This is a genomic window from Amycolatopsis acidicola (assembly GCF_007713735.2).
GTDB classification, from domain to species: domain Bacteria; phylum Actinomycetota; class Actinomycetes; order Mycobacteriales; family Pseudonocardiaceae; genus Amycolatopsis_E; species Amycolatopsis_E acidicola.
Window position 1 is genome coordinate 24,095 of the sequence record NZ_VMNW02000022.1, and the last position, 24,700, is coordinate 48,794.

At 71.9% G+C, this 24,700-nt stretch carries 22 protein-coding genes; 18 read left to right on the forward strand and 4 right to left on the reverse strand.

Annotation, left to right across the window (positions count from 1 at the left end):
• The first annotated feature begins 82 nt into the window (after positions 1-82).
• The 8 genes from fmt to FPZ12_RS17375 are packed head-to-tail and all read left to right on the forward strand — an operon-like array spanning position 83 to position 6,553.
• Entirely contained in the window at positions 83-1,009 is a 927-nt protein-coding gene (gene fmt, locus FPZ12_RS17340) for a methionyl-tRNA formyltransferase (protein ID WP_144749671.1), read from the forward strand.
• Positions 1,006-2,433, forward strand: coding sequence for an RsmB/NOP family class I SAM-dependent RNA methyltransferase (locus tag FPZ12_RS17345; RefSeq protein ID WP_144749673.1), 1,428 nt, complete (start codon positions 1,006-1,008; stop codon positions 2,431-2,433). Before fmt ends, FPZ12_RS17345 begins: the two co-directional genes overlap by 4 nt.
• On the forward strand, positions 2,430-2,924 hold the full coding sequence (locus FPZ12_RS17350) for a flavoprotein (protein WP_144749675.1): 495 nt from the start codon (positions 2,430-2,432) through the stop codon (positions 2,922-2,924). The genes FPZ12_RS17345 and FPZ12_RS17350 overlap by 4 nt, the downstream gene beginning before the upstream one ends.
• Before the next feature lie 19 nt (positions 2,925-2,943).
• A complete protein-coding gene (rpe, locus tag FPZ12_RS17355; RefSeq protein WP_144749677.1) occupies positions 2,944-3,621 on the forward strand; it encodes a ribulose-phosphate 3-epimerase in 678 nt (225 codons plus the stop codon).
• Between the two features lie 17 nt (positions 3,622-3,638).
• Positions 3,639-4,250: a riboflavin synthase gene (locus FPZ12_RS17360; protein WP_144749679.1), complete on the forward strand. Its 612-nt coding sequence runs from the start codon at positions 3,639-3,641 to the stop codon at positions 4,248-4,250.
• Positions 4,240-5,583: a bifunctional 3,4-dihydroxy-2-butanone-4-phosphate synthase/GTP cyclohydrolase II gene (locus tag FPZ12_RS17365; RefSeq protein WP_424923613.1), complete on the forward strand. Its 1,344-nt coding sequence runs from the start codon at positions 4,240-4,242 to the stop codon at positions 5,581-5,583. The genes FPZ12_RS17360 and FPZ12_RS17365 overlap by 11 nt, the downstream gene beginning before the upstream one ends.
• Entirely contained in the window at positions 5,580-6,086 is a 507-nt protein-coding gene (ribH, locus tag FPZ12_RS17370; protein WP_144749681.1) for a 6,7-dimethyl-8-ribityllumazine synthase, read from the forward strand. Before FPZ12_RS17365 ends, ribH begins: the two co-directional genes overlap by 4 nt.
• Positions 6,083-6,553: a PH domain-containing protein gene (locus FPZ12_RS17375; RefSeq protein ID WP_144749683.1), complete on the forward strand. Its 471-nt coding sequence runs from the start codon at positions 6,083-6,085 to the stop codon at positions 6,551-6,553. Before ribH ends, FPZ12_RS17375 begins: the two co-directional genes overlap by 4 nt.
• 252 nt (positions 6,554-6,805) lie before the next feature.
• On the opposite strand, the gene FPZ12_RS17380 is transcribed toward FPZ12_RS17375, so the two are convergent.
• On the reverse strand, positions 6,806-7,585 hold the full coding sequence (locus FPZ12_RS17380) for an exodeoxyribonuclease III (RefSeq protein ID WP_144749685.1): 780 nt from the start codon (positions 7,583-7,585) through the stop codon (positions 6,806-6,808).
• Positions 7,586-7,697: 112 nt separating this feature from the next.
• Here FPZ12_RS17380 and FPZ12_RS17385 point away from each other — a divergent pair, with 112 nt between their 5' ends.
• The 5 genes from FPZ12_RS17385 to whiA are packed head-to-tail and all read left to right on the forward strand — an operon-like array spanning position 7,698 to position 13,373.
• Positions 7,698-8,513: an esterase/lipase family protein gene (locus tag FPZ12_RS17385; protein WP_144749687.1), complete on the forward strand. Its 816-nt coding sequence runs from the start codon at positions 7,698-7,700 to the stop codon at positions 8,511-8,513.
• A 48-nt stretch (positions 8,514-8,561) separates the two neighbouring features.
• Positions 8,562-10,499 (forward strand): excinuclease ABC subunit UvrC, encoded by a 1,938-nt coding sequence (uvrC, locus tag FPZ12_RS17390; RefSeq protein WP_144749689.1) that lies wholly within the window; start codon positions 8,562-8,564, stop codon positions 10,497-10,499.
• A 29-nt stretch (positions 10,500-10,528) separates the two neighbouring features.
• Positions 10,529-11,386: an RNase adapter RapZ gene (rapZ, locus tag FPZ12_RS17395; RefSeq protein ID WP_144749715.1), complete on the forward strand. Its 858-nt coding sequence runs from the start codon at positions 10,529-10,531 to the stop codon at positions 11,384-11,386.
• A gap of 14 nt (positions 11,387-11,400) precedes the next feature.
• Complete coding sequence (locus FPZ12_RS17400; RefSeq protein WP_144749717.1) at positions 11,401-12,396, forward strand: gluconeogenesis factor YvcK family protein; 996 nt, start codon at positions 11,401-11,403, stop codon at positions 12,394-12,396.
• On the forward strand, positions 12,387-13,373 hold the full coding sequence (whiA, locus tag FPZ12_RS17405; protein ID WP_144749691.1) for a DNA-binding protein WhiA: 987 nt from the start codon (positions 12,387-12,389) through the stop codon (positions 13,371-13,373). Before FPZ12_RS17400 ends, whiA begins: the two co-directional genes overlap by 10 nt.
• On the opposite strand, the gene FPZ12_RS17410 is transcribed toward whiA, so the two are convergent.
• On the reverse strand, positions 13,370-14,752 hold the full coding sequence (locus tag FPZ12_RS17410) for an MFS transporter (RefSeq protein WP_243769888.1): 1,383 nt from the start codon (positions 14,750-14,752) through the stop codon (positions 13,370-13,372). The two genes, whiA and FPZ12_RS17410, sit on opposite strands and share 4 nt — an antisense overlap.
• A gap of 243 nt (positions 14,753-14,995) precedes the next feature.
• Between FPZ12_RS17410 and FPZ12_RS17415 the strand changes: the two genes are divergently transcribed.
• Positions 14,996-16,006 (forward strand): glucosyl-3-phosphoglycerate synthase, encoded by a 1,011-nt coding sequence (locus FPZ12_RS17415; RefSeq protein ID WP_243769889.1) that lies wholly within the window; start codon positions 14,996-14,998, stop codon positions 16,004-16,006.
• Positions 16,007-16,145: 139 nt separating this feature from the next.
• Here the strand turns inward: FPZ12_RS17415 and FPZ12_RS17420 are convergent, their stop codons facing one another.
• Together FPZ12_RS17420 and FPZ12_RS17425 are read right to left on the reverse strand one after the other, a co-directional pair.
• The gene (locus tag FPZ12_RS17420; RefSeq protein ID WP_144749695.1) at positions 16,146-16,853 is read right to left on the reverse strand and encodes a 2OG-Fe(II) oxygenase; all 708 of its coding nucleotides are present in this window, start codon (positions 16,851-16,853) and stop codon (positions 16,146-16,148) included.
• A 56-nt stretch (positions 16,854-16,909) separates the two neighbouring features.
• The gene (locus FPZ12_RS17425) at positions 16,910-17,347 is read right to left on the reverse strand and encodes a PPOX class F420-dependent oxidoreductase (protein WP_144749697.1); all 438 of its coding nucleotides are present in this window, start codon (positions 17,345-17,347) and stop codon (positions 16,910-16,912) included.
• Between the two features lie 50 nt (positions 17,348-17,397).
• Here FPZ12_RS17425 and FPZ12_RS17430 point away from each other — a divergent pair, with 50 nt between their 5' ends.
• From FPZ12_RS17430 to FPZ12_RS17445, 4 genes are all read left to right on the forward strand, one after another.
• Positions 17,398-17,859, forward strand: coding sequence for a MarR family winged helix-turn-helix transcriptional regulator (locus FPZ12_RS17430; RefSeq protein ID WP_144749699.1), 462 nt, complete (start codon positions 17,398-17,400; stop codon positions 17,857-17,859).
• A gap of 67 nt (positions 17,860-17,926) precedes the next feature.
• The gene (locus tag FPZ12_RS17435; RefSeq protein WP_144749701.1) at positions 17,927-19,399 is read left to right on the forward strand and encodes a hypothetical protein; all 1,473 of its coding nucleotides are present in this window, start codon (positions 17,927-17,929) and stop codon (positions 19,397-19,399) included.
• Positions 19,396-20,184, forward strand: a complete 789-nt coding sequence (locus FPZ12_RS17440) for a hypothetical protein (RefSeq protein WP_144749703.1) — start codon at positions 19,396-19,398, stop codon at positions 20,182-20,184. The genes FPZ12_RS17435 and FPZ12_RS17440 overlap by 4 nt, the downstream gene beginning before the upstream one ends.
• A gap of 7 nt (positions 20,185-20,191) precedes the next feature.
• Positions 20,192-24,628: a coiled-coil domain-containing protein gene (locus FPZ12_RS17445; protein WP_144749705.1), complete on the forward strand. Its 4,437-nt coding sequence runs from the start codon at positions 20,192-20,194 to the stop codon at positions 24,626-24,628.
• The last annotated feature ends 72 nt before the right edge of the window (positions 24,629-24,700 follow it).

A 24,700-nucleotide genomic window follows, 5' to 3' on the forward strand; every position in this document is an offset into this window, starting at 1 on the left:
CCGGCCGCTCAGCCGGGTCCGCGCCCCTGGCCATAGACTGGCCGACGATGCCTTCCCAGCCTGAAACCGCCGAGGTGCCTTGATGCGCCTGGTGTTCGCCGGTACCCCCGAACCCGCCGTGCCCTCGCTGCGGGCACTGCTCGACTCGCCCCGGCACGAGGTCGTCGCGGTGGTCACCCGTCCCGACGCGCCGGCGGGCCGGGGCCGCAAGCTCGTCCGCTCGCCGGTCGGCGCGCTGGCCGACGAGCACGGCATCGAGGTCCTCACCCCGGCCAAGGCCGGGGAACCGGAGTTCCTCGACAGGCTGCGCGAGCTGGCCCCCGACGCCTGCCCGGTCGTCGCGTACGGCGCGTTGCTGCCGCAGCGCACGCTCGACCTCCCGCCGCAGGGCTGGGTCAACCTGCACTTCTCGCTGCTGCCCGCGTGGCGCGGCGCCGCCCCGGTGCAGGCCGCGATCCGGGCCGGCGACGAGATCACCGGCGCCTCCACCTTCCGCATCGTCAAGGAACTCGACGCGGGCCCGGTCTTCGGGGTGGTCACCGAGAAGATCGAACCCACCGACACCGCGGGCGCGCTCCTCGAACGGCTTTCCCACTCCGGAGCCCGGCTGCTGGTGTCCACAATGGACGGCATCGAGGACGGCGCCATCGAGGCCGTCCCGCAGCCGCCGGACGGGGTCAGCTACGCGCCCAAGGTCACGGTCGAGGACGCGAAGGTCACCTTCACCGACCCGGCGCACGCCGTGGACAGGCTGATCCGGGCCGTGACCCCGGAACCGGGCGCCTGGACGGAGTTCCGCGGCGAACGCCTCAAACTCGGCGCGGTCACGGTGCTCGACGAGGACCCGCTGCCACCGGGAGAGCTGCGCGTGGAGCGGAAGCGGGTCGTGGCGGGCACGGCGACCCAGCCGGTACGCCTCGGCGAAGTGCAGGCACAGGGCAAGAAACGGATGGCGGCCACCGACTGGGCGCGCGGCACGAGGATCGACCAGGGGGAGCGCCTGTCATGAGCGGCGAACGTCAGCAACGGCCGTCGAGGCCGCAACGGAGCAGGCCCGCGCCGCGAAAACAAGGCCCGCGCCGCCCGCCGCCGTACGAGGACCCGGCGCGCCGGGTCGCGTTCGAGGTGCTGCGCGCGGTCCGCGAGCGCGACGCCTACGCGAACCTCGTGCTGCCCGATCTGCTGCGCCAGCGCAAGCTTTCCGGCCGGGACGCCTCGCTGGCCACGGAGCTGGCGTACGGCACATGCCGCGCGCAGGGCCTGCTGGACGAGATCATCGGCGCCAACGTCGACCGCCCCGTGTCCAAAGTGGACGGCGTTGTGCTGGACTGCCTGCGCCTGGGCGCCTACCAGCTGCTGCGCACCCGGATCCCGGAGCACGCCGCGGTCGACTCGATGGTCAACATGGCCCGGCTGGAAGCCGGTTCGCCCGTGGCCGGGTTCGTCAACGCGGTGCTGCGCAAAGTGTCCGAAAAGGACGAAGCGGCCTGGGTGGACGAGCTCGCGCCGGACCCGGAGAAGGACGCGATCGGCAACCTCGCGCTCCGGACCGCGCACCCCCGCTGGGTGGCCCGCTCCTTCGCGGAAGCGCTGGGGGACAAGGGAGCCGAGCTGAAGGCCGCGCTGGAGGCCGACGACACGCGGCCCGAGGTGCACCTGGTGGCGCGCCCCGGCGAGATCAGCGCGGACGAGCTGGCCGCGATCACCGGCGGCGACGTGGCGCCGTACTCGCCCTACGGCGTGCACCTGCCCGCGGGCGCGGGCGACCCGGCGGATTCCGAGCCGATCCGCGAAAAACTCGCCGCGGTGCAGGACGAGGGCAGCCAGCTGTGCGCGGTGGCGCTGACGAAGGTGCCGGTCGAGGGCAGCGACGAACGCTGGCTGGACCTGTGCGCCGGACCGGGCGGGAAAGCCGCGCTGCTGGGCGCGCTCGCGGGCATCTCGGGCGCCACGGTCGACGCCGTCGAGCAGGCCCCGCACCGCGCCCGCCTGGTCGAGCAGGCGACGGCGGGGCTGCCGGTCACCGTGCACGTCGGCGACGGCCGGGAATCCGGGCTGGAGCCGGGATTCGACCGGATCCTCGTCGACGCGCCGTGCAGCGGGCTCGGTTCGCTGCGCCGCCGCCCGGAATCGCGCTGGCGCCGTAAGCCTTCCGACGTCGCGGACCTGACGAAACTGCAGGGGCAGCTGCTGACGGCGGCGCTCGAACTCGCGCGCCCCGGCGGCGTCGTGGCGTATGTCGTGTGCTCGCCGCACCTGGCCGAAACCGAAGGCGTGGTCGCCGAGGTGGCCCGCCGCGCCAAGGCGGAGATCGTGGACGCGCGGGAGTTCTTCCCCGGCGTCCCGCTCCTCGGCGACGGGCCGTACGTGCAGCTGTGGCCGCACCGGCACGGCACCGACGCGATGTTCTTCGCCGCGCTGCGGGTGCGTTGAAAGTCCTCGGTCTCGTCGCCAGCTCGTGCGGCGGGCTCGACACGCGCTTCCGCACCGAGCTCGCCGAACCCGCGGTGGCGCGCGGGTGGCGGCTGGCGATCACGCTGACGCCGACCGCGGCGAGCTGGCTCGAGCACGCCGGCGAGCTCGCCCGCCTGCGGGAGCTGACCGACCTGCCGGTGCGCAGCGAGTCGCGCCTGCCGGGGCAGCCGCGGCCGCATCCGGACCCCGGGGTGTTCCTGTTCGCCCCCGCGAGCGCGAACTCGGTCGCGAAGCTCGCCCTGGGCCTCGCCGACAACCAGGCCCTCACGGTGCTCGGCGACGTCCTCGGCGATCCGGCGGTCACCGTCGCGGTGGCGTACCAGGTGAGTCCCGCCCGCGCCGGGCACCCGGCGTGGCAGGGCCACCTCGACGCGCTCACCTCGGCGGGGGCCACGGTGTCCCAGCTGGCGGAATCGTGGGCGACGGCGCTGGAACTGCTGCCGGTCTGACCTTCTACACTGCGTAACCGTGAGCCACCGTTCCCTCATCGCCCCGAGCATCCTGTCCGCCGATTTCGCCCGGCTGGGCGAGGAGATCAACGCCGTAGCGGGGGAAGGGGAGACGCGCGCCGACTGGGTGCACGTCGACGTGATGGACGCGCATTTCGTGCCGAACCTGACCCTCGGCCTGCCGGTGGTGAAGTCTCTGCTCAAGGCCACCGACCTGCCGCTGGACTGCCACCTGATGATCGAGGACCCGGACCACTGGGCCATCGGGTACGCCGAGGCCGGCGCCTACAACGTCACCGTGCACGTCGAAGCGGCGTCGGACCCGGTGATGCTGGCCAAGAACCTGCACGCGGCGGGCGCGAAGGCCGGGCTGTCGGTCAAACCCGGCACCCCGCTGGAGGATCACCTCGAAACCCTCAAGCACTACGACACGCTGCTGGTGATGTCGGTCGAGCCCGGGTTCGGCGGCCAGTCCTTCATCCCGGACGTGCTGGACAAGGTCCGCACCGCGCGCCGCCTGGTCGACACCGGGCACCTCAACGTGATCGTGGAGATCGACGGCGGGATCAACGCCGACACCATCGAGCAGGCCGCCGAGGCCGGGGTCGACTGCTTCGTCGCCGGCTCCGCCGTCTACGGCGCCGAAGACCCCGGCAAGGCCGTGGCCGCGCTGCGCGCGCAAGCCGCCGCGCGCTGAACGAACAGGAGACGCCAGTGTTCACCGGCATTGTCGAGGAGCTCGGCGAGATCACCGCGGTCGAGCAGCTGCCCAACGCGGCCCGTCTCACCGTGCGCGGTCCCGTCGTCAGCTCCGACGCCCGCCACGGCGATTCGATCGCGGTCAGCGGGGTCTGTCTCACCGTGGTCGAGGTGCGCGGGGACGAGTTCACCCTGGACGTGGTGAACGAGACCCTGCAACGCTCGCGGCTGGCCAAGATCGCCACCGGCGACCGGGTCAACCTGGAGCGGGCCACCGCGGTCGGCGCCCGCCTCGGCGGGCACATCATGCAGGGCCACGTCGACGGCACCGGGGTGTTCCGCTCCCGCGACGACAACGGCCTGACCCGGTTCGCGTTGCCGTCCGGTTTGTCCCGCTACATCGTGGAAAAGGGCTCGATCGCGGTGGACGGGATTTCGCTCACCGTGACGAGTGTGACGAACGACGAGTTCACGGTGGCGCTCATCCCGACCACACTGGAGCTGACGACGCTGGGCCGCGCCGAGCCGGGCGATCTGGTCAACCTCGAAGTGGATGTGCTCGCCAAGTACGTCGAGAAGCTGGCCACGCCGCATCTGCGGGGCGCGGCGGAGCACAATGGAGCTTGAGGCTGGGACCCGGGAGGCCAACGTGAGTGCAGGGACGCCGTGCGGCGCAGGAGTGCCGGTGGACACCGCGGGCATCGAGCGGGCCATCGCCGCGATCGCCGACGGCAGGCCGGTGATCGTGGTGGACGACGAGGACCGGGAGAACGAGGGCGACCTGATCTTCGCGGCCGAGAAGGCCACGCCGGAGCTGCTCGCCTTCATGGTGCGCTACACCTCGGGCTACGTCTGCGTGTCGCTGACCCCGGAGACCTGTGAGCGGCTCGACCTGCCGCCGATGTACCACACGAACCAGGACGTGCGCGGCACCGCGTACACGGTGACGGTGGACGCGGCCGAGGGCATCAGCACCGGCATCTCGGCGGCCGACCGCTCGCGCACCATCCGCCTGCTGGCGAGCGCGGACTCGAAGGCCTCCGACCTCAAGCGCCCCGGGCACGTCGTGCCGTTGCGCGCGAAGGAGGGCGGCGTGCTGCGCCGTCCCGGCCACACCGAGGCGTCGGTCGACCTGGCCCGCCTCGCCGGGCTGCAGCCGGCCGGGGTGCTGTGCGAGATCGTCTCCCAGAAGGACGAGGGGGACATGGCGCGGCGGGACGAGCTGCAGGTCTTCGCCGCCGACCACGACCTCGAGATCATCACGATCGCCGACCTGATCGCGTACCGCCGCCGCACCGAGAAGCAGGTGGAGCGGGTCGCCGAGGCGCGGATTCCGCTCGCCGCGGGCACGTTCCGCGCGGTCGGCTACGACAGCCTCCTGGACGGGATCGAGCACGTCGCGTTCGTCTACGGCGACATCGGCGACGGCGAGGACATCCTGGTCCGGGTGCACTCCGAATGCCTGACCGGCGACGTGTTCGGCTCGCTGCGCTGCGACTGCGGCCCGCAGCTGGAGGCGGCCCTGCAGGCGATCGCCGACGAGGGCCGCGGCGTGGTGCTCTACATCCGCGGGCACGAGGGCCGCGGGATCGGCCTGCTGCACAAGCTGCAGGCGTACCAGCTGCAGGACCTGGGCGCCGACACGGTGGACGCGAACCTGGCGCTGGGCGTGCCCGCCGACGCGCGCGACTACGGCACGGGCGCGCAGATCCTGTGCGACCTCGGCGTTCGCTCGATGCGGCTGCTGACCAACAACCCGGCCAAGCGGGTCGGGCTGGAGGGCTACGGCCTGCAGGTCACCGGCCGGGTGCCGCTGCCGATCTCGCCGAACCCGGAGAACGTGCGCTACCTGCGCACCAAACGCGACCGGATGGGCCACGACCTGTCCAACCTCGAGGAGTTCGACCAGGTCGGCGCCGACTTCGACCCGGCACCGAACGGAAAAGGCGCGGCACAGTGAGCGGTGAAGGACGGCCGGACGTCGAGCTCGACCTGAGCTCGTGCGAGAACCTGAAGCTCGCGATCGTCGCCACGCGCTGGCACGCGAACATCACGGAAGCCTTGCTGGAGCGGGCGATCGCCACCGCGAAGGAGGCCAAGCTCGCCGAGGAGCCCACGGTGGTGTGGGTCGCGGGCGCGGTCGAACTGCCCGTGGTGGTGCAGTCGCTGGCCCGGACGCATGACGCGGTCGTGGCGCTCGGCGTCGTGATCCGCGGCGGTACTCCGCATTTCGAGTATGTGTGCGACGCGGTGACGGCGGGGCTGACGAGGGTGGCGCTCGACGAGGGCACTCCGGTCGGCAACGGCGTGCTGACGGTCGAGACCGAGGCGCAGGCACTGGACCGCGCCGGGTTGCCGGATTCGGCGGAGGACAAGGGCCGTGAGGCCACGCAGGCGGCGCTGGACACGGCGCACGTGCTGCGGGGCCTGCGCCAGCCGTGGACCGAGAAGGGTTTCGTGTGAACGCGGCCGTGACCGAGCAGCAGAGCGAGACCGTGGTGATCCGGCCGTTCAAGGCGGCGTGGATGTCGGTCGTGCTCGCGATCGTGCTCGTGGTGGCGTTCGCGGTGGTCGCGATCCTGTTGCGCAGCTCGAACACCGGCGCGATCTTCGAGGTGTCGGACCAGGTCGCGATGATGGGCGTCGGGATCGTGCTGGCGCTGGGCGCGCTGCTGTTCGCCACGCCGCGCGTGCGGGCCGACGCCGAAGGCATCGAGGTGCGCAACGTTCTGTTGCTGCAGAAGCGGTTCAGCTGGCTCGAGGTGCTGTCGGTGAGCTTCCCCGACGGCGCGTCCTTCGCCCGGCTGGAGCTCCCGGAGGACGAGTACTACGGCATCCTCGCGATCCAGGCCGTGGACAGGGACCGGGCCGTCGAGGCCGTCCGCGCCTTGCGGCGCCTGCACAAACAGGCCTGGGCCGACCAGCCCTGACGGCTGTCGATCTGCCGCGCCGCCCTTCCGCGCGGGTGGCCAACTCGCGTGCGGGGGCGGCCAACACATGAACGTGAGTGGCCAACGCACGCGTGGGGGCGGCCAACACGCGCCCGCGCGTGGCCAACACGCGCCCGCGCGTGGCCAACACATGAACGTGAGCGGCCACCACGCGCGCATGAACGGCCAACCCGCGCCTGCGTGTGGCCAACACGCGCACATGAGCTGCCAGCTCGCGTGCGGGGGCGGCGCTCAGACCGTCAGGTCCACCACCACCGGCGCGTGGTCGGACGCGCCCTTGCCCTTGCGCTCCTCCCGGTCCACGTACGCGTCGGTGACCGAGCCGGCGAACTTCGCGTCGGCGTAGACGAGGTCGATGCGCATCCCATTGTTCTTCGGGAACGCGAGCTGGCGGTAATCCCAGTACGTGTAAGGCTTGTCGTACTTCAGCGCGCGCGGCAGCACGTCGCTCAGGCCCGCTTCCCGCAGCACCGCCAGCGCCTTGCGCTCCGCGTCGGTCACGTGGGTGGACTCGGTGAACAGGCTGATGTCCCAGACGTCCTCGTCGGTCGGGGCGATGTTGAAATCGCCCAGCACGGCGAACGGGCGCGCCCCGTCGCTCTCGCTGATTACCGTGCCACGCAACGCTTCCAGCCACCGGAGCTTGTACGCGTAGTGCTCGTGGCCCGGCTCCCGGCCGTTGGGCACGTACACCGACCAGACCCGGACCCCGTCGCACGTGGCGCCGATCGCCCGCGGCTCCGACGCGTCTTCGTACACCGGCTCGTCGATCAGGCCGCGGCGCACGTCCTCGATGCCCACGCGGGACAGGATCGCGACGCCGTTCCAGCGGCCCGTGCCGTACGCCGCCGCTTCGTACCCGAGCTCGGCGACCTGCTCGCCGGGGAAGGCGTCGGTGGCGCATTTGAGCTCCTGCAGGCACACCACGTCGGGTTTCGCGGATTCCAGCCAGGCCAGCAGCCGGGGCAGCCGCGCCGTGACCGAGTTGACGTTCCAGGTGGCGATGCGCATGGCCCCGAGAATGGCACACGGGTACGACACTCCCGTCCGCGGCCGTTTCGAAATGCGCGGCCCGCGCGCTGCTCTTAATGTTTCCAGGCAGCCGAGGGACGGGGGAGTCCGAATGCGCAAGGTCGCGATCGCCGCGGTGCTGGCTCTGCTGGCGGGTCTGTTCCTGCCGGGGTCGGCAGGCGCCGACGCCGGGTGCCGTGGCGGGGATCCGGTGATCCTGCTGCACGGCCTCGGCGCCACCGGGCCGGAGAACTTCTCCTACCTCGACCCGGTCCTCCGCCAGGCCGGGTACTGCACCTTCGTCACCACGTACGGCCAGGCCACGCCGGCCGCGCCGGTCGGCGGCACCACGGCGATCGAGCGCTCCTCGCGCGAGATCGTGGCGTTCATCGACCGCGTGCGGCAGGCGACGGGCGCGGACAAGGTCGATCTCGTCGGGCATTCCGAGGGCGCCTTCCAGTCCCTCTACATCCCCAAGGTGCTCGCCTACTCCGCGCACGTGCGCCGGGTGGTCGCGCTCGCGCCGCCCACGCACGGCACGAACGTCTCCGGGCTCGTGACGCTCGCCGACCTGCTCGGGCTCCGCCCGGTGGTGGACCAGGTGCTCGCGAACTCCGGCTGCCAGTCCTGCCCGCAGATGCTGCCCGGCGGGTCTGCGGTGCGGGACCTGACCGACGGCCCGATCGCCCAGCCGGGCGTGGACTACACCATCATCGCGACCCGCGCCGACACCGTGGTCACCCCGCCGGAGACGTCGTTCGTGCCCGAGCCCGGGGTGCGCAACGCGTTCGTGCAGGACACCTGCCCGCTCGACCCGGTCGGGCACGCGGGGCTCGCGTTCGACGGCGGGGTCGCGGACATGATCGTCAACGCGCTCGATCCCGCCGGCGCCGGGCCGGTGCACTGCACAGCCGGTCCGCCGCAGTGACCGGTGGGGGTGCGTGAGACTGTCACCCCCGAGCCATAGGCTTGCGGGGTGGCTGATCCGTCCACCTACCGTCCAGCACCGGGGAGCATCCCGGACCAGCCCGGCGTGTACAAGTTCCGCGACGCGACCAGGCGCGTGATCTACGTCGGGAAGGCCAAGAGCCTGCGCAGCAGGCTCAACTCCTACTTCGCCGACCTCGCCGGGCTGCATCCGCGCACCCGCCAGATGGTCACCACGGCGGCGAGCGTGGAGTGGACGGTGGTCACCACCGAGGTGGAGGCGCTCCAGCTCGAGTACAACTGGATCAAGGAGTTCGACCCGCGGTTCAACGTCCGCTACCGCGATGACAAGACGTACCCGGTGCTCGCGGTGACGCTGCACGAGGAGTACCCGCGGCTGCACGTCTACCGCGGCCCGCGCAAGAAGGGCGTGCGCTACTTCGGCCCGTACGCGCACGCGTGGGCGATCCGCGAGACGCTGGACCTGCTGCTGCGCGTGTTCCCCGCGCGCACCTGTTCCAACGGGGTGTTCCGCAGGCACACGCAGATCGGCCGCCCGTGCCTGCTGGGCTACATCGACAAGTGTTCCGCGCCCTGCGTCGGCAAGGTGACCGCGGAGCAGCACCGCTCGATCGTCGAGGACTTCTGCGATTTTCTGGCCGGGCGCACCGATGCGATGGTGCGGCGCCTGGAAAAGCAGATGGCCGAAGCCTCCGAGACGCTGGAGTTCGAGCGCGCGGCCCGGTTGCGGGACGACCTCGGCGCGCTGCGCCGCGCGATGGAGAAGCAGGCCGTGGTGTTCGGCGACGGCACGGACGCGGACGTGGTCGCCTTCGCGCACGACGAGCTCGAAGCCGCGGTCCAGGTCTTCCACGTGCGCGGCGGCCGGGTGCGCGGCCAGCGCGGCTGGGTGATCGACAAGGCCGAGGAGATGGACATCGCCGAGCTGGTGGACCAGTTCGTGGCGCAGTTCTACGGCGAGCAGGCGGAGCTGGCCGAGCAGACGGCCGACGCCGGAGTCCCCGTGCCGCGCGAGGTGCTCGTGCCGGAGCTGCCCGCCGACGCCGACGCGCTGGCCGAATGGCTGTCGGGGTTGCGCGGTTCCCGTGTGCAGCTCCGGGTCGCGCAGCGCGGGGACAAGCGCGCGCTGGCGGAAACCGTGCAGCGCAACGCGCAAGAGGCGTTCCAGCAACACAAACTGCGCCGCGCGGGCGATCTCACGGCGCGCTCGGCGGCGTTGTCGGAGCTGCAGGAGCAGCTCGGCCTCGACAGCGCGCCGCTGCGCATCGAATGCATCGACATCAGTCACATCCAGGGCAGCGACGTGGTCGCCTCGCTCGTGGTGTTCGAAGACGGCGTGCCCCGCAAGTCCGAGTACAAGCGGTTCGCCTTGCGTGAGGCCGCGGAAGAGGGCGACGTCGCCTCGATCGCCGAGGTCGTGCGGCGGCGTTTTCACCGCTACCTCAAGGAAACCGAGAACCAGGCGGACGAGAGCAGGCCCGGGATCGACCCGGAAACGGGGCGGCCGCGCAAGTTCGCGTACCCACCGAACCTGCTCGTGGTCGACGGCGCGGGCCCGCAGGCCACCGCGGCCGCGGATGTGCTGGCGGAGCTGGGGATCACCGACGTCGCGGTGGTGGGGCTCGCCAAGCGGCTGGAGGAGGTCTGGCTGCCGGCGGACCCGGATCCGGTGATCCTGCCGCGCACGGCGGAATCGCTGTACCTGCTGCAGCGCGTGCGGGACGAGGCGCACCGGTTCGCCATCCGCTACCACCGCGAGAAACGGGCGAAGCGCCTGCAGGTGTCCGTTCTGGACGGTGTGCCAGGGTTGGGGCAGACGAGGAAGACCGCGCTGATCAAGCATTTCGGCTCGGTGAAGAAGCTCCGCGAGGCCGGGGTGGACGAGATCGCACAGGTGCCGGGAGTGGGGAAACGGACCGCGGAAGCGGTGCACGCGGCACTCAACACAGGGGAGAGGGAGTCATGACCGGACACGAGGACGAGCACCATTCCGGGATGGAGGTCGCGGTCGTCACCGGGCTGTCCGGCGCGGGCCGCAGCACCGCCGCGAAATGCCTGGAGGACCTCGGCTGGTTCGTGGTGGACAACCTGCCGCCCGAGCTGATCTCGACGATGGTCGAGCTGGGCGCGCAGGCCAGCGGCGCGATCACGAAGGTGGCCGTGGTGATGGACGTCCGCTCGCGGGCGTTCACCGACGACCTCGCCTCGGTGATCAAGGACCTGGACGCGCGCGGGTACAAACCGCGCGTGCTGTTCCTGGAGGCCACGGACGCGGTGCTGGTGCGCCGCTTCGAGTCCGTGCGCCGCGGCCACCCGATGCAGGGCGACGGGCGGCTGGCCGACGGCATCACGGCCGAGCGCGCGCTCCTGGCGCCGTTGCGCGACGAGGCCGACCTGATCCTGGAGACGTCCGCGCTCTCGGTGCACGATCTGCGCGCCAAGATCGAGGACACGTTCGGCTCCGAGTCCGCCACGCAGACCAGGGTCACGGTGCTCTCGTTCGGCTACAAGTACGGGCTGCCGATGGACGCGGACCTGGTGATGGACGTGCGGTTCCTGCCGAACCCGTTCTGGATCCCGGAACTGCGCGACCACACGGGGCTCGACTCCGAAGTGCGCAACTACGTGCTCTCCCAGGAAGGGGCCGAGGAGTTCCTCGACCGCTACCATCAGCTGCTGCGGCTGATCGGCGCCGGCTACAAGCGCGAGGGAAAGCGCTATCTCACCCTGGCCGTCGGCTGCACGGGCGGAAAGCACCGCAGTGTCGCGATTTCCGAGGAGCTGGCCCGGCTGCTGTCCAATGAGGACGGTATGGCGGTGAAGGTGATCCACCGGGACCTGGGCCGCGAGTGACGCCGGCCGAGCCGCTGCGCGCGGTCGCTCTCGGGGGCGGGCACGGGCTGCACGCGACGCTCACCGCGGCGCGGCGCCTGACCTCCGACGTCACCGCCGTGGTGACGGTCGCCGATGACGGCGGGTCCTCGGGCAGGCTGCGTCGCGAGCTGGGCCTGCTGCCGCCGGGGGACCTGCGGCAGGCGCTGGCCGCGCTCGCCGAGGCGGAGCTGGGCGAAACGCTGTGGGCGGAGGTGTTCCAGCACCGGTTCGGCGGCAACGGCGCGCTGGCCGGGCACGCGGTCGGGAACCTCGTGCTGGCCGGGTTGTTCGAGGTGCTCGGTGACCCGGTGCGGGCGCTGGACGAGGCGCGCCGGCTGCTCGGCGTGAGCGGCCGGGTGCTGCCGATGTCCACCGAGCCGCTGGAAATCGAGGGCGAGGTCACCGGACTCAGTAACCACGACGAGGTCCGCACGATCAGAGGTCAGGTGGCGCTCGCGAGCACACCGGGCCGGGTCCGGCGGATCGAGCTGCGCACGCCGGCCCGCAACGGTGGCACGCCCGCCGCCTGCCCGCAGGCGGTGGACGCCGTGCTCGGCGCGGACGTGGTGTTCCTCGGCCCCGGGTCGTGGTTCACGAGCGTGCTGCCGCACCTGCTGGTGCCCGGTCTGCACGACGCGCTGGTCCGGACGGAGGCGACGAAGGTGGTGATCCTCAACCTGGTCCCGCAGCCGGGAGAGACGGCTGGCTTCTCACCCGAACGGCATCTGGACGTACTCTTCGAGCACGCGCCCGGGCTGCGGGTGGACACAGTGATCGCGGACCGGGCTTCGGTGCCCACGCCGCGGCGGCTGAGTGACGCGGCGGCGGCGCTGGGGGCGCGGGCGGTACTGGCGGACGTGGCGGACCCGAACGTGGCGGGTTTGCACGATCCGGATGCGCTCGCGGACTGTGTGCGAGAGGCTCTCGGGCGCCGCTGGAGTGCGCGCGACCGGGACGGTGGAGAAAGCAGGGAGGGGACATGGCGATGACTGCGGCGGTGAAGGACGAGCTGAGCAGGCTCCAGATCACCAAGATCGGGCCGCGCCGCGCGGAGGTGGCGTCGATGCTGCGGTTCGCGGGCGGGCTGCACATCGTCGGCGGCCGGGTCGTGGTGGAGGCGGAGCTGGACACCGGTTCGGTGGCGCGGCGGCTGCGCAAGGAGATCCAGGAGCTCTACGGCCACCATTCGGACGTGCACGTGCTTTCCGCCGGGGGCCTGCGGAAGACGACGCGGTACCTGGTGCGGGTGGTCAAGGACGGTGAGGGGCTGGCCCGGCAGACGGGCCTGATCGACAACCGGGGCCGCCCGGTGCGCGGGCTGCCCGCGGCGGTCGTGTCTGGGGGGATCGCGGACGCGGAAGCCGCGTGGCGTGGCGCTTTCCTCGCGCACGGTTCGCTGACCGAGCCGGGGCGCTCGTCGTCGCTGGAGGTCACCTGCCCGGGGCCGGAGGCGGCGCTCGCGCTGGTGGGTGCCGCGCGGCGGCTGGGCATCCAGGCCAAGTCGCGTGAGGTCCGCGGGGCGGACCGGGTCGTGGTGCGCGACGGTGACGCGATCGGCGCGCTGCTGACCAGGCTGGGCGCGCACACGAGCGTGCTGCAGTGGGAAGAGCGCCGGATGCGCCGCGAGGTGCGCGCGACCGCGAACAGGCTCGCCAACTTCGACGACGCGAACCTGCGCCGCTCGGCGCGCGCGGCGGTCGCGGCCGCCGCCAGGGTGGAGCGGGCGATGGAGATCCTCGGCGACACGGCGCCGGATCACCTGCTGGCGGCCGGGAAGCTGCGGCTGTCCAACAGGCAGGCGTCGCTGGAGGAGCTGGGGCAGCTGTCCGACCCGCCGATGACGAAGGACGCGGTGGCCGGCCGCATCCGCCGCCTCCTCGCGATGGCCGACAAACGGGCGAAGGACATGAACATCCCCGACACCGAGTCGGCCGTCACCGCCGAGATGCTGGAGGAAGAGGTCTAGCGCCGCGCCCTCGTGACGATGAACGCCGCGGCGGTCAGGGGCAGCAGGGACCACAGCGCCGCCGTGACGTAACCACCTTGCGTGGGGAGGGTCATCGCGGCCGGGGTCGCCGAGGCGAGGAGGAGGCCGGCGAGGGCGCTGCCGGTGCTGAAGCCGATACTGCGCACGATCTGGTTGATCGACAGCACGCTCGCGGTTTCCCCTTGCGGCGCACCGGCGAGCACGAGCTTCGGCATCACCGCCGAGGTCCCGCCGACGCCGAAACCGAGCAGGGCGATCGCGGCGAGTACGGCGACCAGAGAACCGTGGGCGAGGGCGAACAGCAGCGCGGCGGCCCCGGCGATCGCGGCGGACAGGGCGAACATCCGGCGTACCGTGCCGCCGCCGCTCAGCCGGGGCACCGACCGCCCCGCGACGAAACCGAGCAGCGAGAACGGGATCAGCGCCGCCCCGGCGGCGACACCCGGCAGCGCGAACCCGTAGCCCGCGCCGTCCGGTGTCTGCACGAAGCGCGTGAACAGGCTGAACAACAGGTACAAGCCCATCCCGGCGACGAGCATCGCCAGGTTCGCGCGCAGGACCGGTGCCCGGCCGAGCATCCGCAGATCGACCAGCGGCGCGGCGGCCCGCAGTTCGAACACCGCCCACCCCGAGAGGATCACGGCGGCCGCCGCGAGGAGTCCGCCGCCCAGCCACGGATCCGCCCAGATCGCGGGCTCCGCGATGACCAGCAGCACCCCGAGCGTCCCGAGGGCGAGCAGAAAAGCGCCGAGTACATCGATCCGCGGCCGCGCTCCGGGCGCCTCCGCGGGCAGCGCGCGCCACGCGATGACGAGCGCGATGGCCGACAACAGGAATCCCAGTCCGTACGCGGCACGCAGCCCCGCGAGCTGGTCGAGCAGGCTGACCGCCGGATAGCCGACGCCGATCCCCACCGTCGAGGCCACGGACAGCGCGGCGATCGTCGACGCGGAGCGATCCGCTGGCAGATGGGTGCGGGCGACACTCATCAACAGCGCCACGAGCGGCACGCCGAGCCCCTGCAACCCGCGCCCGATCAGCAATGCCGCGAACGGCAACGGCAGCGTCGTCAGCAGCCCGCCCGCCGTGACCAGAACCAGGGTCGCCAGGATCGTCGCCCGCCGGTACGGGCCGCCGCCGAGCCTGCCGAGCACCGGGCCCGCGATCGCGCCGGTGAACAGCGTGACCGTCAGGGTCCACTGCGCGGCGGCGAGGGACACGTGCAGGTCCGTGGCGACCGGGGTGATCAGCGGCGCACCGACACTGCCGATCACCGCCGTCGCCAGCGCCGTGCAGACCAACGCGAACCCGAGACGCCCGGAGATGCCACTGCCCAAGGTCTTCTTCACCGCGTCCACGGCGCTAAGTTATCAGTTACTAACTACTAATTAAATGTGATGCGCGACCACTGGTCATCGGCCGAGGGCGCTGGATCTTCCGGCGCGAGCCCCCTGCGGGGCTGACCGTGTGCAGCTGGTGTTACTTCCGGCCGGGTGCGGCGCCGGACTCCGTAACGCGGCGGTTTCACGGCCGCGGGGTGCGCGAAACCCGGCGCGCCGACGCTGGATCACGGCCTGACCGGTTCGGGGAAGGGGATGATCGTGCGTTCCGATCACGCGAACGAAAGGGCGGAGCTCAAGGTCTCCGCCGATGTCGGCAGCTGGCTCTCCCGGCGCAGCAGCCACGCTGCCGGCTGGCGGGCCGAGGAGCTCGTGGCCGCGAAACGGGGGAGCACCGTCAGCGTCGTCATCCCGGCACGCGACGAGGAGGAGACGGTCGGGGACATCGTCCGCACCATCCGGCGTGAGCTGATGGAGGCCGTGCCGCTGGTGGACGAGCTGCTGGTGGTGGATTCCCGCTCGCAGGACGGCACGGCGCGCGTCGCGGCCGAAGCCGGGGCCGCGGTCGTGGCGCAGGACGCGGTGCTGCCGTCGCTGGAAGGCATGGCGGGCAAGGGAGAAGCGCTCTGGAAAGGGCTCGCGTCGACGACCGGTGACCTGGTGGTGTTCGTCGACGGCGATCTCTACGACTTCAGCAGCGACTACGTGACGGGACTGCTCGGCCCGTTGCTGACCGACGCGGAAGTGGCCTACGTCAAGGGTTTCTACCACCGGCCGCTGGGCAGCGACGCGGACGGCGGTGGCCGGGTGACCGAGCTGGTCGCGCGACCGTTGCTGAACATGTACTGGCCCGAGCTGGCCGGGTTCGTCCAGCCGCTCGCGGGCGAGTACGCCGGGCGCCGCGAGGTGCTGGAGAGCATCCCGTTCGTGGTCGACTACGGCGTCGAGGTCGGGCACCTGATCGACATCCTCGCCGCGCGGGGGCTGGACGCGCTCGCGCAGGTCGATCTCGGCAAGCGCACCCACCGCCACCAGAGCACCCAGGCGCTGGGGCGGATGTCGGGGCAGATCATGCAGACGGTGTTCGACCGGCTCGCGCGGCACGGGCGGCTGGTGTCGGCGCTACCGCCCGCGACACTGCTGGCCCAGTTCCGCCGCGGCGAGTCCGAGCACGGGGTCGAGCGGGAGATGGTGCTGACGGACGTGACGTGCCGGCAACGCCCGCCGCTCGCCGACCTGCGAGGGGAGGACAGGGTGCGCGACATCGCCTGAGCGGGCTTGGAGAACCGGCGTGCCGCGACGTGCGGGTGCGGCGCGGCTCGTACGTAGATCCGGTGGCTCTGCGCGGGTCGTCGTGCCGGACGAGCGGTGGATTTCCGATCAGGCCGCGCACGGTCGTCGGCCTGCGCGCCTAAGCGGCGTCGTGGAAAACGAGGCCCAGGGTGTGGCGGATCCCGGTCCGGACGGTGCTCACGCCGTGCCGGACCGGGGACGCCGACCAGCCGCGCGCGGAGCGCACGGGGCGGTCGCGCGTGGTGAAGATCAGCGCGTCGCCTTGGCCCAGCGCGGTGACCGTGCCGCGGGACTGCGCGCGCGGCCGCTGCTCGACGAGCAGGAACTCGCCGCCGGTGTGGTCGGTGCCGGGTTCGTCGAGCCCGATCACGACCTGCAGCGGGAAGACGAGCTCGCCGTAGAGGTCGCGGTGCAGGGCATTCCAGTCCCCGGCCTGATAGCGCAACAGGATCGGAGTCGGCCGGACCTGCCCGGCGCGGTGGCATTCCGCCAGCCACGTCTCCAGCTCGTCCGGCCATCGCGCGTCCCAGCCCAGCCGCGTCGCCCAGTCACGCGCGATCGGGAGCAGGCGCGGGTAGAACGCGTCGCGCAGTTCGCGCACGGTGTCCGGTAACGGGTAGCCGAAGTAGCGGTACTGCCCGGACCCGAAGCGGTACCGCGCCATGTCGATGGTCGAACGGAATCTCGCCACGTCGTCGTAAAGCGCCGACAGCGCCCGGCATTCGTCCTTTTCGAGGAGCGCCGGGATGCGGGCGCAGCCGTACGCGTCGACCTCCGTCGCGAGTGCTGTCCAGTCTTGTGCGGCAAGGCGTTCGGGGAAGTTCACCCCGCCCAGTGTCGTGCCGGGCGGGCGTCGTCGCTGGCGGCTTTCGGCCGTCTCGCTCAGGCCGCGAGATCGCCCTGCGCGATCACCTTCGTGATCTTCGCGCGCACCAGCGCCTCGCCGGGGACGGCGTTGCGCTTGCCGAACTGCTCACCCTGGTCCTCGCCCATGTACCGGGCGCCGATGGCGATCGACCACGGCAGCATCTCGTCCAGGTCCTCGGACAGCTCGGCCTCGGCGGTGAACTGGACGAAGGAGAACGGCGGCCGCTGGTCGTCGACGGTCAGCGAAAGCCTCGGCTGCCGGCGCAAAGCCTTGCCCTTCACCGTTTCCACGCCGGTGTTGAAGATCAGCTCGTCACCGCCGCCGCCTTCGTTGAGCACGAACCAGACCGGCGTGACGTGCGGAGTGCCGTCGGCGCGCACCACCGCCAGCTTGCCCGTCCTCGTCCCCGCGCTCGCGAACTCCCACCACTGGTCCCGGCTCATCTCGTACATGTGCCCGAACGTAACGGATCACCGCCGGAGCGGCATGCCATGATGACGGCATGGGCCCGGACGTGGACGAAGGCGTGCGGACGATGCTGCTGCTCATGCCCCGGCTGGTCGGCCGCGCGAAGAAGATCCCGGTGCCCGCCAGCCTGAGCTCGTTTTCGCTGGCGCCACGGCATCTTTCGCTGCTGTCGTACCTGCTCTTCGACGGGCCGCTGCACGTGAACGAGCTCGCCGCCCGGCTCGAGGTCGCGCCCACCACGGTCAGCCTGATGGTCGGCGACCTCGCCCGCAGCGGCATCCTCGACCGCGCCGAGGACGAGAACGACCGCCGCCGCACGATCGTGAGCATCGCCGGGCGCTACCGGGCCGACGTCGAGGGCTGGCTGGCCAGCGGCGCCCGCGCGTGGCGGAAGGTGCTCGCGCCGCTCACGCCCGAGCAGCGCGGTCTGTTCATCGAGACGCTCCAAGCCTACGAACGCGAAGTCGAACGCGCGGGCCCGGAGCACGACACATAGCCCGCACCGTCACCCACCGCCGCCCTCAACCGACGCGCTGCGCGCGGCTCGCCTAGTCTGCTGGACTGTGCGAGACGCGGACCTGATCAGCGGCGGGCTGGTCGACGAGGGCCTGGCTCGGCGGCTCAAGGCGCTCGCCTGCACCGCGCCGCTGCACGACCTCGACGCCCGCAAGGCCAAACTCGACTGGGCCGATGCCACCGTCTACCAGATGGCCGAGATCGCGCTGCACACGATCGACCAGGTCACCATCGCGATGGACTTCGACACCGGCGCCGACCACGAGGACGTCATCCGCCGCCTGCAGCCGTTCATCGCCGCGCAGGCCCCGGACCGCCTGGCCGACGAGCACCAGCGCGTCGCCCGCTGGGTGCTGGACAACCTGATCAACGTCGGCACCGCCGACCGCGGATTCCGCCGCGTGTACGGCAGCGTCGACGCCTCCGGCGCGTACCGCCGCCGCGCGTTCGACTTCAAACTGCTCATCGAGCTGGCCGCCCCGGACGGCGAGGTGTACCTGCGCGCCAGCGACGAAGCGATCAACGTCCTCGTCGGTGCGCTCGACACCGACGTGGAGTCCGCGCAGATCGCGGCCGAGGTGAAGCTCGAAAACCTGATCAGCCGCGGCAGGCTCGCCGACGCCAAGCTCGCCGCCGAGCAGGCGCGCTACCGCACCGTGCAGTACGGGGAAACCTTGCGCGCCAAGCTCGACGCCACTCGCCGCGACGTGCGCGCGGTCGACTGGGCCGAAGAGATGCCCGAGCTGCTCGACTCCGCGCTCACCCACATCGAGAGCCGGTTCCGCGCGGAGAACGCGATCCTGCGCAACATCACCCGAGCCCGGGACGAGGCCGAGGACGTCGACCACAAGCGCCGCGCCGCCGAGCTGGTGGACATCGTCGGCGACTGCATCTCGCGGCATACGCAGCTGCAGTCCCGGCTGCAGGCGGCGGGCGCGATCTTCCGCGCGGAGCAGGACAGGCAGCAGTTCTCCGGCCCGCCGCAGCGCGCCACCCTCGACCTGTTCGGCCAGCTGCTCGTGCCCACGCTGGAGCTGCCGATCGCCGACGCGGTCACCCCGGCGGAGGATTTCTTCCACGCCGTCGCCGGGCTGAACGTGCCCGCCGTCCCCGCGCTGCCGTCGCTCGTTTCGCTGCTGCTGCGCCCGGCGCCGGAGCGGGACAAGGTGATCGGCGAGCTGCCGGAGCCGGAGCTCGTCCCGTCGGAAACCACCGACTACTACAGTGACGAGCAGTGGCGCCACGCCGACGAGCTGCTCGACCTGCCCGAGGTGCCGAGGCGGCTGTCCGGGCTGCTCGCCGAGGCCCGAGAGACCGACCCGCAGCTGGCGCGGCTGGTCGCGCTGCGGGCGTTGCACTCCTACAGTCCGGAGGTCGGCGCGGCCGTGCGGCAGGGGGGCGATCGCGCGCTGCTGGCCGTGGACGACGGGACCTTGCTGGAGGACGCGGAGTTCGGCGGCGCGGACCTGTTGCTCGGCACGGCCCGGATCGAGCGCGAAGACGAGGGGGAGGTGGCATGAACAATTCCGATGTCGAGAGCGCTGCGCGGCTGATCTCGTTCGGGATGAAGCCGAAGCAGTTGCCGGGCCGGGACGTCGTGTACGGCGACCTCGTGCGCCGGTACGGCGAAGACAGCGCTTTCAAGCAGCTCACCAACTCCGTCGCGGCCGGGCTGGGCCTGATGGTGCTCGACGTGAGCACACAGGCGGGCGCGGTGCTCGCGGCCACCGACGAGTCCGTGTTCGAGATCAAGATGGACTCGTACGCGCGGCAGAGCAAGATCCGCGAGCGCCGCGAGACCGAGAAGGTGCTGCACGGGCTGGTGCACCTGGCCACGGCCGCGCTCGGCTATCCGCGCCCGGACGATCTGGCCAACGACACCTACATCGGCCGCGTGAGCGTCGAGCAGGTCGACGGAGTGGTGCGCGAAGCGTGCCGGATCCTCGACGAGCGCGCCGCGAAGGCGGAGTTGAACAACGACCCGCTGTCCGACGCCCCCGAGCTGGAGCAGGCCTGGCGCGCGTACGCCCGGCGCCCGGCCGCGGCGGCGACGAAGGACGGCAGGCTCGCCTCGGACACCACCCGCGGCATGGTGTCGCGCGCGCTGCGTTTCCTGTCCGACCAGGGTTTCCTCGTGCAGGTCAACAGCGACCAGGGCGGTACGTACCGCACCACGCCGCGGTACCAGATCCAGGTGCGGGAGCTGGCCGCGGACAGCGCGTTCGAGGAGCTGCTGGAACTCGGCGTGGTCGCGGTGGGGGATGCCGCCGGCACGCTTCGTCCGTCCATTTCGGACACTCTTTAGGGGTCGCATGTACGAGTTGTCTCGGGTGCGCTTGCACTCGGTCGGTCCTTCGGGCGCGCGGTACCAGGACGTGGTGCTGGACTTCAGCGGCGTCGGGCAGGTGGTCAAGGCGCCCGCGCAGGACGCGCTGTTCACCGCCGGGATCCACTCCGCCGACGGGGGCCTGCCGCGCCGCCCGTCACCGGCGAGCGTGCTGTTCCTGGAGAACGGCGGCGGCAAGTCGGTGCTGATCAAGCTGATCTTCTCGGTGATGCTGCCCGGCCGCCGCCAGGTCGTCGGCACCACGAACACCCGGGTGCTGGAGAAGTTCGTCGCCGCCAAGGACGTCGCGCAGGTGGCGCTGGAGTGGCAGCACACCGAGACCGGGCAGCGGATCATCACCGGCAAGGTCTCGGAATGGCGCGGGCACGTGGTGTCCAACGACCCCGCGAACCTCGTCGACTCCTGGTACTGCTTCCGCCCGAGCGCGAACACCGGGCTGGACACCCTGCCGTTCACCGCCGAGGGCAGGCTGCTGACCATGTCCGGGTTCCAGGAGAAGCTGGACGAGGCGCACCGCGCCGAACCGGAGCTGGAGCTGTCCTGGACGCGGCGGCACCACGAGTGGACCGAGCGGCTCGACGCGCTGGGGCTGGACACCGAACTGTTCCGCTACCAGCGCGCGATGAACGCCGGCGAGGGCGAGGCGGCGGACGCGTTCGCCTTCACCTCGGACGAGGCGTTCGTGGAGTTCCTGCTCAAGGCCGTGATCTCCGAGGACGATCCGCGCGATCTCGCCGACGTGGTGCAGACGTACGCGCACAACCTCGGGCAGCGCGGGGACCTGATGGCGGAACGGGATTTCGTCGCCGGAGCCCTGGAGCTGCTGGGCCCGCTGGCCGACGAGGAGTCCTTCGCGGCGGCGTCGCGGAAGCTCGCGGCGGTCGCGCGCGCGGACGCGCAGGCGTTCGCGGGTTCCGTTGTGGCGCGGCACAAACTGGAGTCCGACAGGCTGGCCGGGCTCGCCGCCTTCGTGGACGAGACACGGGACGCGGAGAAGCTCGCGGAGGGGGACCACCGCCGGTTGTCCGCGGTCGTCACCGAGCTGCGCCGGGTCGTGGCGGAGCTTCGCCTCGCGGACGCGACGAAGGACAAGAAGCGCGTCGACGGTGAGTTGGCCGAGGCGCGGGCGCTGGCCGAGGCATGGCGTGAGACGGGCACGGTGCTGACGCACGCCAACGCGGTGCGCAAGGCGAGCGACATCCGCGAGCTGGTGGGGGAGCGCGAGCAGACCGCGAAACCCGCGCTGGAGGCGAAGAACGCGGCCGCGAACGCGCTCGCGCGCGGGTTGCTGGCGCTGGCGCGCGAAGCGGAGGAGCAGGCGAAGGCCGCCGAGGAGCGCGCGGGCGTAGCGCGCGAGGAAGCCGCCGCGGCGCAGCAACAGCGTGACGAGGCGACGAGCACGGCGGCGAAGCACCGCGCGGAGGAGGCGCAGCTTTCCCGTCGTATCGAGGAAGTCCGCGCCGAGACGCAGCAGGCGGTCCGTGACGGCCTGCTCAGCGACGGCACGCAGGTGGCCGCGTCGGCGCAGGAAGCGCGCGACACAGCGGAGAACGCGGAGAACGAGCTGGCGACGCGCGAGGCGGAGCTGGAGCGTGTCGCCGAGGAACACGGCGAGGCCCAGAGCGCGCTACACGCCGCGCAGCAGCGCATGTCGTCCGCGCAGGCTCGGGCCGATCGCGCGGCGAGCGAACTCACGAAGGCGCATCGCCGCACGGACAGCCTCGCGGCCAACCCGCGGCTGCTGGAGCTCATCGGCGGGGAGAGCGTCCAGCTGGAGACGGACACGCCTGCGCTGCTGAAACGCCTGCGCGAGGCCAGGAACACGGCCGAGCGCGAGCAGACCGCGTTGCGGATGGAGGAATCCGTCGACGAGCGCGCGCTCGCCGCGCTGGGCAGCGGTGGCCTGCTGCCCGCCCCGCCCGAGGTGCAGGCGGCGCTCGACGTGCTGGAGGAAGCCGGGATCACCGCGTGGTCCGGCTGGCGCTATCTGTCCACAATGGACGCGAAGACCCGCGAGCGCGTGCTGGCCGAGCTGCCGCACCTCGTGGGCGGCGTGCTGGTGAACGAGGCCGCGCAGCTCGAACGCGCGCGGCGGGCGCTGGCGGACGCGAAGCTCCTGCCCAGCGTCGTGCTGCCGGTCGGCACCACGGAGTCGGTGCGGGACAAGGGTTCCGCGCCCGGGATCGAGTTCCTCGTGCCGCCGAACCCGGCGATGTACGACGAGGAAGCCGCCGACACGGAGCGCCAGGCGATCCTGGCCCGGCATTCCCGCCGCCAGAAGCAGCTGGAGGCGCTGGCCACGGCGATCGGCGACGACGCGGCGCTGGAGTGGAAGCTCACCACGTGGCGCGAGGACTACCCGCCCGGCGCGCTGGGCACGCTGGCCGAGGAGTCCGAGACGGCCGCGAGCGAGCTCGCGGAGGCACAGACGGCCGTGACCACAGCCGAGCGCGAACTGGCGGAGCTGGCAGCGCGGCGCGGCCGTCTTCGCGAGTCGATTCCCTTGCTGCGCACGGAAGCCCGCACCGGGGAGGAACGCGCCCGCAAGCTCGGCGAGCTCGCCGTCCGGGTCGCGAAGATTCCCCAGTGGACGGAAGAGGTCGAGCGGGCGCGCGAGATCCTCACCCGCGCGGACAGCGAGGCCGAGCAGGCGTCGACGCGCGCGGCGCGGGCCCGTGAGGAGGCCGCGGAGGAGCAGCGCACGGCCGACGGTCACCGCCGTACGGTCAGCAGCGCCCGCGCCGAACTCGCCGAAGTTCCCGGCGGGGGCGCGGTTTCCGAGGAAGACCCGGCGCTCAAGGAGCCCGTGGACACGCTGCGGCGGGCGTTCGCGTCGGCCAGTGACGCCTACGCGAAGGTCGAGGTGGGCAGCGACCTGCGCGCCGAGCTGGAGCACGCGGAGAACGCGGAATCCACCGCGAGGGCCGCGCTCGAAGTACTGGACCCCGCCGTCCGCGAGCAGGCCGGCCGCCTGCTGGAAACGCCGGACGGGTCCGACGCGGCGACGAGGTCCGCGGCACAGGCGCGCGCCGGCCGCGTGGTCGCCGCGCTGGAAGCCGAGCACAGCGAAGCGATCGGCGCGGTCGCCACCTGCAAGGCCGAGCTGGACCAGCTGCCCAAGCAGAACGCGTCACTGGACACCCGCCCCCGCGACGTCGAGCACGGCCGCGAGCTGATCGACGAGGCGGCGGAGGAAGCCAGCGCCGCCGCCCGCGCGTGGGAGGAGGCGCAGGCACGCCGGGCCGAGGCCGAGCACGCGTCGGAAACCGCGAACGCGTCCGCGGCGGGGTTCCGGCTGCTCGCCGAGTCGATGGAACGGCTGGCGCCCGAAGGCGAGCCGGAAAGCGTCTTCGACGGCGACGTCGAAGCGGCCCAAAACCGTTACCGCAAGCTGAATTCCGCGCTCACCGACGCCGAGACCGCGGTGGACAACGCCGAGAAGCGCGTGCGGGCCGCGGCTGACGCGCTCGCCCAGTACGCCACCGAAAAGCGTTTCGAGAAACTGTCCAGCCCGGTGCGGCAGCAGATCATCTCGGTGCGCCGGGACAGCCTCCCGGCCAGCGCCGCCGAATGGGCCGCCGCGCTGCGCCCGCGGCTGCGCACGCTCACCGACGACCTCGCCCAGATCGACCGCCACCGTTCGGGCATCGTCGCGCGGCTTCAGGGCATGGTCGAGGGCGCGCTGCGGATGCTTCGCTCGGCGCAACGGCTCTCGCGGCTGCCAGAAGGGCTCGGCGACTGGTCCGGGCAGGAGTTCCTGCGCATCCGCTTCGGCGACCCCGAGGAAGCCGAACTGGCCGAGGCGCTGGGCCAGGTGGTCGACGAGGCCGCCGCGGGCAAGACCAGCGACGGCCGCGACGTCAAACGCGACGGGATGAGCCTGGTGCTGCGCGGCGTCCGGGCGGCGGTGCCGAAGGGTTTCCGCGTCGACATGCTGAAGCCGGACTCGGTGCTGCGCACCGAACGGCAGCGTGTGTCGGAGATCCGCGACGTGTTCTCCGGCGGGCAGCAGCTGACGGCGGCGATCATCCTGTACTGCACGCTGGCGGCGTTGCGCGCCAACAACCGCGGCAAGATGCGCAACCGGCACTCCGGCGTGCTGTTCCTCGACAACCCGATCGGCCGCGCGTCGGCGGGGTACCTGCTGGAGTTGCAGCGGGTGGTGGCCTCGGCGCTCGGCGTCCAGCTGATCTACACCACCGGCCTGTTCGACGCGGGCGCGCTTTCGGAGTTCCCGTTGATCGTGCGGCTGCGTAACGACGCCGACCTGCGGGCTGGGCGTAAATACCTGTCGGTCGACGCGACCATCCGCAACCACCTCGACGAGCTCACGCCCCCGGACGGCACCTCCCACCTGTCGGCCACGCGGCTGTTCAGCAAGCCCGCAGCCGAAGCCTCCTGACACCCGGCGGCGGGTCGCACGGACAGGCGATCTTGATCAAGCCTCGCGGCGGCCGGTCGCCCCGGCGATCCC